Annotated in this window: 6 protein-coding genes; 4 read left to right on the top strand and 2 right to left on the bottom strand. The window is 38.7% G+C overall.

The window, feature by feature from the left end; all coding sequences use genetic code 11:
- Positions 1 to 98: 98 nt before the first annotated feature.
- The 3 genes from sbcD to CXF72_RS11000 all read left to right on the top strand — a co-directional run bounded on the left by sbcD (position 99) and on the right by CXF72_RS11000 (position 8,857).
- The gene (gene sbcD, locus CXF72_RS11010) at positions 99 to 1,313 is read left to right on the top strand and encodes an exonuclease subunit SbcD (RefSeq protein ID WP_101039073.1); all 1,215 of its coding nucleotides are present in this window, start codon (positions 99 to 101) and stop codon (positions 1,311 to 1,313) included.
- Complete coding sequence (locus CXF72_RS11005; protein ID WP_101039072.1) at positions 1,310 to 5,014, top strand: AAA family ATPase; 3,705 nt, start codon at positions 1,310 to 1,312, stop codon at positions 5,012 to 5,014. Before sbcD ends, CXF72_RS11005 begins: the two co-directional genes overlap by 4 nt.
- Before the next feature lie 789 nt (positions 5,015 to 5,803).
- On the top strand, positions 5,804 to 8,857 hold the full coding sequence (locus CXF72_RS11000) for a VPA1262 family N-terminal domain-containing protein (RefSeq protein ID WP_157823239.1): 3,054 nt from the start codon (positions 5,804 to 5,806) through the stop codon (positions 8,855 to 8,857).
- A 611-nt stretch (positions 8,858 to 9,468) separates the two neighbouring features.
- Here the strand turns inward: CXF72_RS11000 and CXF72_RS10995 are convergent.
- A complete protein-coding gene (locus tag CXF72_RS10995) occupies positions 9,469 to 10,014 on the bottom strand; it encodes a sugar O-acetyltransferase (protein WP_101039075.1) in 546 nt (181 codons plus the stop codon).
- Between the two features lie 664 nt (positions 10,015 to 10,678).
- Between CXF72_RS10995 and CXF72_RS10990 the strand changes: the two genes are divergently transcribed.
- The gene (locus tag CXF72_RS10990) at positions 10,679 to 11,863 is read left to right on the top strand and encodes a DUF481 domain-containing protein (protein ID WP_101039068.1); all 1,185 of its coding nucleotides are present in this window, start codon (positions 10,679 to 10,681) and stop codon (positions 11,861 to 11,863) included.
- Positions 11,864 to 12,436: 573 nt separating this feature from the next.
- Here CXF72_RS10990 and CXF72_RS10985 read toward each other — a convergent pair.
- On the bottom strand, positions 12,437 to 12,910 hold the full coding sequence (locus CXF72_RS10985) for a GGDEF domain-containing protein (protein ID WP_101039067.1): 474 nt from the start codon (positions 12,908 to 12,910) through the stop codon (positions 12,437 to 12,439).
- Positions 12,911 to 12,956: the final 46 nt, after the last annotated feature.

Genomic DNA, 12,956 nt, shown 5'->3' with positions numbered 1-12,956 from the left:
TGATTTTCACTATCAAGATCCTTGTTTATTATTCAAAACAGTTTTTTAAGTCTTAAATGGGTAAACTTAATCCTTTGCCGCTAAGTAATGGAAAATTAATGAAGATATTACACACTTCAGACTGGCATCTTGGTCAGTATTTTATGATGAAAACCAGAGAGTCAGAGCATTTACATTTTTTAAACTGGTTAATTGAAGTGGTCAATAAGCAGCAGGTCGACGCATTAATCGTTGCCGGCGATATTTTTGATAGCGCATCACCGCCTTCTTACGCGCGCAAGCTCTACAGTGATTTTATTGTCAAGCTGCAAAAAAGCAGCTGTCGCCAGCTTATTATTATGGCCGGGAATCATGACAGTGTTGCTGTGCTCAATGAAAATAAAGATTTATTAAAAGCATTAGATGTTTCTGTATTAGCAGGATTAAGTGATGATTTATCGGAACATATTATTGCGCTTAAGGATGAACAGCAACAAACTCAGGCATTAGTTTGCGCACTGCCTTTTTTACGGGCCGCAGATGTAATGAAAAGTGTTCAGGGCAGCTCGGCTGCTGATAAACAGATTTCTCTGCAGCAGGGCATAGCGGATACTTATCAGTCTATTTTTGAACTCGCTAATGCGCAGTGTCATGAGCAGGCTCTTCCTATTATTGCAACCGGGCATCTGACCGCGGTGGGCTGCAGTGTTTCAGATTCTGTGCGTGAAATTTATATCGGTACACTGACGGCTTTCCCTGCCCAACTCTTTCCCGCTTTTAACTATATTGCCCTGGGGCATCTGCACCGTGCGCAAAAAGTACAAAAAGCCGATCATATCCGTTACTGCGGCAGCCCGATAGCCTTGAGTTTTGATGAAACCAAACAGCAGAAAAATATTAATATTATTGAATTTGATAAAGATAATGCCTTAACCGTCAATGAGATGCTGATCCCTGTTTTTCAGCGAATGCAGGTTATCAGGGGCGATTTAGAGTCTGTCACTGCGCAGTTACAAATGCTTAAAAAAGAGTTAGACGGTCAAAGTGCCTGGATCGAAGTAAAGCTGCAGCAGGATTTTTATCTTTCCGATGTACATGGATTATTGAATGAACAGGTGCAGGAAAGTGAAATAGAGATTTTAAAAATCAGCAGTCCGACTATTAATGCAAATAACCAGTATCAGGCATCGGATAAATCAACGCTGGACAATTTAACACCGGCGGATCTTTTTCAGCATCGTTTGCAGATCGAAGACAGCTACAACGATCAGCAGAGAGAGCAGTTAACCAAACTGTTTACCGAAGTCTGCTCTGAAGTGGAGCATAAATTATGAAAATTCTTTATTTACGTTTTAAAAACCTCAATTCATTAAAAGGCCATTGGGAAATTAATTTTCAGGATGCTGAATTTTTAGAAAACGGTTTGTTTGTTATTACCGGACAGACAGGTGCCGGTAAAAGCACCATTCTCGATGCAATCTGTTTAGCTTTATATCAACAGACCCCCCGTTTGGATAAAATAACCCAAAGTAAAAATGAATTAATGACCCGTGGTACGGGAGACTGTTTAGCGGAAGTGGGATTTTCCGTAAAGGGTAAAGGGTATGAGGTTTTTTGGAGCCAAAAACGCGCGCGCAATAGTACAAGGGGTAAACTGCAAGCTCCTGTTTGCCAGTTAAGTGAAATTGACGGCGAGATCCTCTGCACTAAAAGCAGTGAAGTCTTAAAGCAGGTTATTGACCTTACCGGACTCGATTTTTCCCGCTTCACAAAATCCATGCTGCTTGCTCAAGGCGGTTTTGCCGCATTTTTAAACGCTAATACTAAAGATCGCGCGGAACTGCTGGAAGAGTTAACTGGGACTGAGATTTATTGTGAAATCGCTAAGCATGTCTTTGAACGTAATAAACAGGCGCAGGCGGAATTAGATTTATTAATCAAACAAGCGGATGTATTAGAAGTACTCTCACCCGCGCAGGTTGATCAATTAAATAAGCAGGTTACGCTGCTTGAAGCCGATAAACAGACTGTACAAACAGACTTAAAGGATATTGAAGGCGCTTTGTTGTGGTTGAAAAACACTCAAATATTGAAAGAACAGGTAGAAGCGCAGTTGAGACTGTTAACAAACGCTGAGCAGTCTGCCGCTGAGTTTAAGAATAAACAGATGCAGATTGAGCTTGCACAACAGGCTAAACTGCTTGAATCGCCTTACCAGAGCCAGTTGTTAAACGCAGAAAAAATGCAGGCTGGCGAGCAGTTAATCGTTGCAAATGAGCAAAAAAACAAGCTATTAGAAGCGCAGTTAATAGAGAACAAAAGCCGGGTTGAAAGCCTTACTGAAGCGCAGACCTCATTGCAACAAAACCATGCAGCCAGGCAGAAACAACTCAATGAACATCTTATGCCTTTAGATTTGGGAATAGATCAGTTAGCCGGGCAGTGCCGTGAACAAAAAACGGCCGTCGACAAACAGACAAAAACCGCCGTTGCGACAAAGCAGACGCTGGATATTCTGGCGGTCAAACAGAATAGCGATAATTTTTCCTTAACAACCTTAAATGAGGCATTACAGAAGCAGCAGGTTTTGGATCAGCTTCAGGAAAGTCTGCCGCTGATTAAGCAGCAGTTTTCCTTATATATTAAGCAGCAGTCGCAGTTAAAAGACGTTATGTCAGGCAGTTCTAATCTGCAGAAAAAGCAAAAAGTGTTGCACAATAAACTGCTGGATGCCCATCAACAGGTCAAGCTCAGCGGACAAGCGCTGCATGAAAAACAGCTGCTTCTGCAGCAGCACCAGCAGCACAGAGAGTCGTTATTGGACAACGGTCAATTTAGCAGTGCTGCGCAATTAAATACGCTGCTGACCGAGGTTTTTGATCAACAGTCTCAAAATCAGCAGGCCTTATCTTTAATCAGGCAGCTTGATGATAGCAATGCAAGATTAGCTGCTGTGCACAAAAGCTGTACTGAATTAGATAACAACATTAAAGGTGGTCAGTCGGCATTAATGGTGAGTGAGGAACAAGGACTGGAATGTAGAAATGCACTGCTTGCGCTGCAAAAGCTGTTAAAACAAGATCAGGTGATTGCCCAATTAAGCGATTTGAAAAAACTGTTACAGGAAGATTCGCCTTGTCCGTTATGCGGATCTATTGCACACCCGTCGGTGAGTGATTATCAGCCCGTGGATATACCTGAAACACAAACCGCGCTAGAGCTGAAAGAGCAGCAGCTGGAGAGTATCCGAGAGCAGTATTCAGAACTTAAAAATCAAATTAAAACAGATAGCAGGCAGCTCGCAGAATATCGTCTTCAGGGAGCCGATCTTAATCAGCTGCACAATAATCAGCTTAATGAATGGAAACTGAGCCCTTATTTATCTGCCTTTACCTATCAGCAGAGCAGTTTTGCAGATTTATCTTTATTAACACAGAGCTTACAAAATAAACGTTTAAATATTGAAAATCTGCACAAACAAGTCCAGAAAATCGATGAGCAACTTCCTGAACTGCGGGAGGTTATGCAGGTGCTAACGCAAAAAGCCAATGACCATGAAAGGTTATTGCAGCAACTTGATAATGAGCATGCTGTTGCTGATAATGAAGCGCTGCGCTTAGCCACCGATCAGGAGGCGCTTGCAGCACAGCTTGAAGAAAATCAGCAGGTCATTCGCCAGCAGCTGCCGTCTGAATTATTAAAAAATCCGCTTGAAGTTGAACAATTATTCAATAATCCGGCTGTGTGGATTGAAAATCAGAATAATTTAATTCTCTTATACCAGTCACAAAAATCGCAAAGTGTCATGCAGCAAAGCATGGTCGATCAGCAAGCCCATGAAATAGCCCTGCAGGAGCAGCAGTATGTACAGCAGCAAAGTGTATTACAGCAGCTGCAGACATTATGGCAGTCTAATCAGACGCAGCTTTCCCAAAAGCGGCAACAACGAACAGATGAATTCGGCAGCCAAAGCCAAGCGCAGCTTCGCCAGCTGCTTGAATCTGAAAAAACGGAACTCTCGCGCCAGCTGCAGCTGGCAATGTCTGATCTTCACAATGTCCAGGGGGAATCTGCCCGTTTATCAGGACAGCTTAGTGAGCAGAAAAATTATCAGGCAGAACTGCATAATAACCAGCAGACATTATTGAGTATTTTCGAAACACAGTTAATCGCCAGTCCTTTTATAGATCAGATAAGTTTTATTAATGCGCGTTTACCGGAAGAGCAGTTACGGTTGCTGCTTGCTTTACAAAAGCAGTTGCATGAGCAGTTACTAACAGAAAAAACCCGTTTAAGTTCGGCGCAGCAGAGCCTTGAAAAACATCTCAAATTAAGTGTTACTGAAGAAGAACCAAGCGTATTAGAAAATGCGCTTGCTGCGAATCAGGGCAAATCTGAGGTTATCGGTGAACAGCTGGTGGAGAAAAAAGGCAAACTGCAGGCGGACGTACGTTTAAAAGCACAGCAACAGGAACTGATCGATCAGCAGGTGCAACAAAAAGACAGTGCGGAACAGTGGGCGATGCTCAATAAACTGATCGGCTCAGCGGACGGCAATAAATTCAGAACCTTTGCGCAGGGCTTAACCTTAGACAACCTGGTTTATCTGGCGAATAAAGAGATGGCAGATTTACATCAGCGTTATCAGCTGCAGCGCAATATTGATGAACCCTTAGCCCTGCAGGTAATTGATTTATGGCAGGCGAATGCCGTACGGGATGTAAAAACCCTGTCGGGGGGGGAAAGCTTTTTAGTAAGCTTAGGGCTGGCCTTAGCACTTTCCAATCTGGTCAGTCATAAAACGCAGATAGAATCGTTATTTTTAGATGAAGGATTTGGCACCTTAGATGCTAATACTCTAGAAATAGCCTTAGATGCGCTGGAAAGGTTAAATGCAACCGGTAAGTTGATTGGTGTTATTTCCCACGTTGATGCGCTTAAGGAGCGGATTAATAAGCAGATTCATGTCAGTAAAGGCAGCGGGGCAGGGTATAGCCAGCTGGATAAGCAGTATCAGTTTGTTGAACAAAGTTAGTTCTATGCCGGGGGATTTCCCTCGATAAATAAATGCTCGTTGTCATTCTCGGAATGTTTTAATCGAGAATTTTAATGAATTTGTAACCTAGGTGATACCACATCTGTTCTTCGTAGGCTTTCGCTTTGGGCAGTTGGTTTAACTTTCTTTGTTGGAGTTCGGCCCTGACGGCGTGTAGATGATGAGAGACGAAACGCAGTTTTGCAGTTCGAGAGAGTCATGCTTCTCAACAGTAAGAAAAATAAGGTAAAGAGAGTTTTGTTCGTGACATTATGCTGGCGCATAACTCACAGTGCCGTATACAGGGACAGGCAGAGCCTGTCCCGCTCATAAGCCAGAACTGCCGTTCAATTCGCCTAGATGTTTTTTATTTTTGTACTACCCAGCCATTTTTTAACGCCCCAGTTCGGACAGCACATCCATGTGCAGAGCCAAGCCTAATGAAATCAACAAGGGCACGCAGAGCTTAGCCCGCTCATAATCCTGAACTACCGTTCAATTCACTCCATGATTTCCTTTGCTAAAGGAATTGATTGATCAAGAAAAACGTACGGAAATTTTCGTAGCCGCATTAGTCTGGAATTCTAATATCTTTAATTAATAATGGAGTATAAATGGAGGTCCAACCTTTTTTACTGAAATCATCTAACCGAAGAATAATTAACATGGGTGTCTTGTTAAATAGTGTTGATTAAGTGTTTTTGTTTTCTTTATAAATATACCTGTAAGATGATGTTTGTTATTGTAAAAATATTGCGTGCTCAATTTACTTTTAACTATAAGCTTATTATGAATATTGAAAATATTTTTAAAGACAAACGGTTAGCTCCGGTACTATCTGAAAATAATGCATGCTATCTAAGTCTTTGGTTAATCTCTTCAATAAAACATGGTTCTAAGATGTACCGTCATATTTATGGTCGAGTAATACCATATTCGTTTAGTGATGATAAATGGCGTGTTGAAGAAAATGTTAAAGTATTAAATCAAGATAGCCAACCTATTCGTGTTGTGAATTTACACATTAAATTAAATACTACAAAAATAAAAGCCGTTTTAGAATATCTATATAAAGGTTATGATTTAGAAAAAATAAGTACAATTTTGGAACTTACGTTTGATAAAAAATGTAAACTATTTTCTACTTTTAAATTAGATAAAATGCTTGGTATTAAACCTACTGCATGGCTGCCATCTAGAATGTGTTTGAGTGTGAATGAAACGATTGGCCTTAAGAGTCCATTACCAAATTCAAGTGCTTATAGCGCCAGTATTTATTCATTAGATAAAGATACCATTTTTGATAACGAGGAAATATTAGATAAGCAATTAGTACTCGATGCTTCAAATTGTATAGAAAAAAATACTAAACTTAATCTACTAGGTTTAGATAGCGATCGACTAGGTAACTTAGAAATTTTCCATTCACCAGAACTCAATGTAAATAGTGTAAAGAAACTACAACTATTTTATAAAAATGAAAAAGTGAGTTTCAAATATATCCCTGAAAGATATGAAAACTGGGCTGCTCTAAATGTTACGGTAAAACTATTTTTAGATAATATAGAAATTGAAAAGCATCAAATACAAACACCATTTAAGCAGAATGAAGCCTGTAGTCATACTTTTTTTCTTTCTCAATATTATGACGGTATACAAGTAAATATTAGTGGTCAACTTAAACAAGAATCATCCTTAGTAACAACTATTTTTTCTCAAAGACAAAACTTTATAAATAGCATTAATGTAGGTATGAATATTATTGAACTTTCGGGTAAATTAAAACTCGATTGGTTGGATAAAGGCTCCCAACAGAAAAAGGATCTTGCGCGTTTAAATAACACAAAGAGTTTTTCCAAATATCAAAGTTCTGATATACACGTCAAAGGGCCGAACATCCCTAAGTGGGAGTTGGCTGATAATAACTTTAAAATAAAAATTAGTAGTTTATTCATGAAAAAATCAGAAGGCGATTTTTTTGAAAAACTAGCTGATAACGGTCGTTCACGTATAGAAGTGGTGGAGTGGTTTCAAAAACTTTTTAAAAAATATAGCTCCCACGATTTTCATGTATTTGATCCATTCTGGGAAACTAATGGAACAACATTATTTGCGAAAGATTTAAATAAAGGCTCAAATCTATTTATTTATACCGATAGTGGTGGTGAAGATAAAAAACAAGAAAAAATAGAAAATTTTAAAAAATGTTATGAGAGTATGGCTCCATTATTTTTAGGCTCTAGGTTTAAAGTGTCCTTTGTTTCTAGGAAAGGTGGAAATCCAGCTATTCATGATAGATACTTTTTGATCACTGAAAAAGATTCATCTACTTTAGTAAAAGGATTTCATTTATCAAACTCAATTCAAAAAGCTAATGAAAACCACCCATTGTTAATTACCTTAATTGAAGAAAGTACACTAGAGAAAGTTACACTATATTTAAGTGGTCTACTCAGTAAAAAAAGTGCTTTGGAAACTGCTTTCGATTCTAAATCAGAAGTTATAAACCCTCACACCCCCTCATCCATAGTTGAGTTCAATTCAATATTAGAAGTCAAAATGTTTTTAAATTTATGCTCTCATGACTCACTTGAAGAAGATATTGAACTACTTGGTAATCGTTTAGCTAACTCAAATGGATCAATAATTTCTAATGACAGTTTTGCTCTGAGTGATGAGAATATAGAGCTACTTTTACAATATTTATCCATTCGGAAAATGGGATGCATAGCAGATAGTAATATTACTGATATTTTAAGTATGAACTCTTTTATAAATAAGGATTTTAAGAGCTGGATTCAAAGTTCGTATCAATTTGAACACTTAATTCGTAGCTCATGTTTTAAATCTAGCGTAATGAACTGGGGGGATTTCTTTGCTGTACAGTTGATATTAAAAAGCAGTCCAGAACGATTTACATCGTTGCTACAGGAGTGGGCTAAGGAAATTCAGTTGCAAACAGATGAACAATATACACTTACCTCTGTACTTTTTGCGTATGGGCTAAGAGAGCTTTCTTTATCACTTATGTTAGGCACTCCTTCTTATTCATTATCAAATCTTCTTTGTTGTAATATCGGTATTTTAAAATGGTTTGGATATCATTTGTTAGGATGTTTGATTCAAAAAAATAAAGGCAACGTTATCGATTTTATTGAACAGATTTCAGATAAAGATAAGCTGCACTTTATTGCCTGGATATTAACAAATGAAAACCCTTGTGGTGATTTGAAACCTTGGTTTCTAGAGTTATCTGATTATTTAAATGATGACATTTTAAAGTTGAAAGTTTCATCTGAACAATGTGAAATTTTACTGGGCTCATCAAATACCAATTTAGGGCAATTAAATCCTTGGATCTACGATAAAGTCATTCAACCTCTTCTAGAATCAGAACGTTTGCATATTGATGATATTACACAGTTATTTATCATAGAACAGATGAAACTTTGGAACAATAGCAATGTAAATTACACTATGGGAGACTCTGAATTTAGCATATCAATGAAATTAGCTGGATTTTTAAGCCAAGCTTCATGTCAGCTTAAAAGTCAATTTTTGAATGATATTACTGAGAAGGCAAGAGGCGCTGAGAGATTTATTCGTAAACCACTAGCTTGTGAGCTATACCATGAAAAATGGTCTGAATCTGTTGAATTATATACTTGGTTATATGGTGCTCTCAGTCAAATAATAATTAAATTAGATATTACATCGCCTAAATACAACGAATTTGTCGAATTACAAAAGAATTTATTTGAACTATTTAATTATGTAAGTGCTTCACACTGGGAAACTGTAACAAGTGGTAAATTCTTTAAGGTTAATATTGAACAGAACTGACGAGGTAGTATTTCGATATTTGATACTGCTCTAAATGGAAAAGGTTGGACATCCACTTATATTTCGTTGTAAATTCAATACATTAGAATTCAAAGCCAGAGCAGCTACATGATTCCCGTCCATTTTTTTTGTGGTGAACGACTGTTTTAGCAAGGAGAAACAGGAGCGAATTGAACGCCAGTTCAGGCTTATGAGCGGGCAAAGCTCTGCGTGCCCTTGTTGATTTCGTTAGGCTCGGCTCTGCACAGGGATGTGCTGTCCGAGCCGGTGTGTTAAGAAGTTATTGGGCGGGTTAGAATAAAAAACGTCTCGGAACGGCATTCTTTTGGTTACTTTGCTTTTGCTGTTGAAAGAGCATGACTCTCTCGAACTGCGAAACTGGGTTTCGGTTTCTCATCGTCTACACGCCGTCAGGGCGGAACTCCAACAATGAAAGTTAAACCAAACGTTTCAAGCGAAAGCTTACGATAACCCAATGCGGTATCAGCATTGCCACGCAGAGTGAGAGAACGAGAAATTCTCGCCATCAAGGGCGAAAGACCAACAATAAAAGTTAAATCAGATGCTTCATGCGAAAGCATAAAAACAAGGCAAACCTTGAGTATTGACTGCTAATCCAGACGTTTAATCAATTTTGCGGGTTGTCCTCCCACCATAGTATCGGGTGCAACATCTTTAGTCACCACAGCGCCTGCGGCCACAATCGAGCGAGCCCCAATGGTGACTCCCAGACAAATCACCACATTGCCGCCAATCCAGACATCATTTTCCACGGTAATCGGCAAACATGTTGTTTCCCATTCTCTGCGTCTGCGGTAATCAATAGGGTGAGACACTGTGTAAAACTGTGCATTTGGGCCAATTAAGACATTATTGCCAATGGTGATGGGAGCGTTATCCAACATAGTCGCGCCCATATTGATAAAGCTCGATGAACCTATAGAAATTGTTTTTCCATATTCGCAGCGAAAGGGGGGGCAGATAAAGCTTGTTTTAGTCATGCCTTTTAATAAGGTTTTGAAAAAGGGGGGGGATTTACCGAATTGGCATTGGTTAATTTTTTGCAATAAGTTAAATGCATTCTCTTTAAGTGCGGTTAATTCAGGGCCAAAATCGTCGTATTCCAATCCTAATTGCATTTTTTCAAATTCAGTCATTGTTTCAAGTTGGGACATCACTAATAGCCTTCCGGTCAGGTTTTTCTGTTGCTTATAATTCATTTTACATGAATGGAATTATAATCGAAACAGGTGCCTTGTATTGATATTATGGGCTTCGACCTATTTGTGTTTTGTTGCCAGGTTGCCGAGAGCGAGGGGCTTTAATATTGAAATTTTAAAAGACTAATTATATTTTTATTCGATCTACTAGAATACCAAACCAATGCGGCTAAGGAAATTATGCGGCAGATAGTGTCACGAACAAAACTTCCTTTATCTTATTACTCTTGCTGTTGAGAGAGCATGACTCCCTCGAACTGCGAAACTGCATTTCGATTTATCATTATCTACACGCCGTCAAGGGCGAAAGACCAACAATAAAAGTTAAACTAATTAATCATGCCTGTCCTTTTTATATCTGCTCCCTTTTTACATCCGACTTTTCTAGTTAAAAAAATCAGTTCGTGGATCAGGCATTAAGTTCAATCTATTTTTATTTTTATCCCGAATTCAGGTTAATTAAGACTAAATTCTATGATCTTTCTCAAATTTTTTTTTTGCACAATATCGATTAGTGCTTATCTTTAATAGGGTAGTTATTTATTTTTAAATTTTCATTTTCAATAAAACTAAAAAAACTAATTATAAAGGGAAATATGCTATGACAAAACTAAAGGTAGTAACGGCTTCAGTCATGTTGGCTTTAACTGGAAGTGTATTTGCAGTGCCAGCGGTGACCGACTACGATGACGCGACATCAGCTTACCAAGATGCTTATGTTTCCGGTCAGTTTAATCTCAACAGCGGTAATCAGGATCAAACCAGTTATGATCTTGACGTAGCACTTGATTATGAGCAGGTATTCAGCTCACCAGATCTTAATACAAAAATTGATTTTTTAGGTTCAGGCTCACGCTACCGTGGACCTAATGCGGATGATGAAGACCAGTCTTATTATCAGGCATTAGGCTCTATCACCGCAGACAAGTATTTTCAGCCGGACAGTAATGGTGCTTTCTATTACGGCAAAGGGGAAGTTGGTTTACAGAAAGGACAAGAAGACCCGTTCACAAAAGCGGTGATTGGTTTGGGTTATGGGCGTGTTGTTAACGTAACGCCTATGGCGCGTGCAATTCGTTTGATTGAAGCATTACGCATGCGGGGCACTTTAACGGGTGACCCGTCGAATGCGATGTATCAAGAAGTTGCGGTAGTTATTGATAAAGAAAATGAATATCGTTCAAAATATGGTGCAGCAGACTTCGAACAGTATTGGGTTGAGGATATAGAAAACGCGCTTAAAAAATCTGGGCTGGTAAAAGGTGGTGGCGATCTGGGCGCTGGTGCGGTCTTGAAGTCATTCGATGTATTAGTCAATGAGCGAATTTCAACACGTAAAAAAGGCTGGTTAGTGCGTGCTGGTGTTGGGGTCGTTTTTACAGACTATGATGGCGAAAATGGTAAACCGGCATTAGAAGTGGGTGCTGAATATCATTACCCGATTGGCAATTCGACTCAGTTCTCTGACGAAGCGATTGTGACTGCGACTTTAGATGATAATGACAACAGCTATATTTTCAATAATGCGATGTCTTTAACCAATGAGTTAACCGATCGTGTTGATTGGGAAAACCAGTGGATATTAAATCATGCTGAAACAGACGTTGACGGTGTGGAAGATATTACGACTAATACACTTAGTTCGACGTTCCGTTATTACTTAACCAATCAGTTAGACTTAAATTTAACGGCTAGATTGCAGGACTTGGAAGATAATATCGACGGCAATAATAATGATGACTGGGATAAGAGTCTGAATATGGGTATTACCTACCGCTTGAAATAGACTTATACAGAGTGGGAAATGCAAAGAACCCGAAACGCCCTTTAATATTAGCGTTTCGGGTTTTTTTATGCCCAATGAGTACGAGTAATAGCAAAAGCATTAAGTTTATGATCACTTGCTTCAAAGGAAAAATTGACGCGCACAAAGCCCTCATAATGAATTTGAAGAGTAAATATGGTCACTTATTAATACGTTTGGTATTGTTGGTAGGGTGGATTCTATGCACCGCAAACAGCGCACCCTACGGGCGATTAATGAATGTCGCTGAGTGAGGTTTTTTTTATTTGGCCGAGTCACCGCTATATTATTGACTGTACAATGCTTACCTATTTTTAACGCACTAATTCAGCTGGTTATCATAAGAAAACTGGTCGGGAAATCTGTCGTCGTATTAGTTTATTTATAAAAAGATTAGGATGTCTTTTTTCACATGGGTAATCAGGAATTTTTTTGGTTTTATTAAGCAGACCGATGTCTAGCTTATTTCAGCGATGCGAAACATTGTTAAAAAAAAGAAAAGCATTGTGATTTCCAATACTTTATTAAAAAACAATGGGGTATGAAAATATATTGTTAATTGCGGGAATACTTTTTTTGAGTCAACATATCTTTATCTGCTTGATCAAGCAGTTGTTCAATATTTGAGACCTTATTGACTAGTGTTGCCCCAACCGTTGCTGTAAAAAGAGGTAATTCGGTGTGTCGGTAATCTCTAACAGTCTGTCCAATTTTTTGTTTTATTTTTTGTATGTCATCTTTATTTTTTGGCAGTATTAGGACTACAAACTCATCTCCACCCATTCTGGCAACAATATCTGACTCACGTATATTTGTTTTTAGAATACGAGCCAGATGACTCAAAATATTATCACCCACATTATGACCATGGGTATCATTGATTGCTTTGAAGTTGTCGACATCGATATATAAAAGTATTAAAGGGCTTTCTAGTCGTTTCGCCAACTTTATTCTTTGTTCTGCCAATATAGAGAAACTGCGTCTATTTTCCAGTCCAGTTAAAGGATCGGTAAGCGCTAAATTATGTATCTGTTGATAAAGGTTGAGTTAATGTCGTGGTGCGAGATGTTAGCCA

This window comes from Psychromonas sp. MB-3u-54, from assembly GCF_002836415.1.
Taxonomy (GTDB): domain Bacteria; phylum Pseudomonadota; class Gammaproteobacteria; order Enterobacterales; family Psychromonadaceae; genus Psychromonas.
The sequence above is the reverse complement of the archived record's forward strand: the minus strand, read 5'-3'. Positions and strand labels throughout refer to the sequence as shown.

Bases quoted from the DNA above. Each gene is read 5' to 3' on its own strand.
- CXF72_RS11000 (WP_157823239.1), top strand. From the start codon at position 5,804: ATGAATATTGAAAATATTTTTAAAGACAAACGGTTAGCTCCGGTACTA.
- sbcD (WP_101039073.1), top strand. From the start codon at position 99: ATGAAGATATTACACACTTCAGACTGGCATCTTGGTCAGTATTTTATG.
- CXF72_RS10990 (WP_101039068.1), top strand. From the start codon at position 10,679: ATGACAAAACTAAAGGTAGTAACGGCTTCAGTCATGTTGGCTTTAACT.
- CXF72_RS11005 (WP_101039072.1), top strand. From the start codon at position 1,310: ATGAAAATTCTTTATTTACGTTTTAAAAACCTCAATTCATTAAAAGGC.
- CXF72_RS10995 (WP_101039075.1), bottom strand. From the start codon at position 10,014: ATGACTGAATTTGAAAAAATGCAATTAGGATTGGAATACGACGATTTT.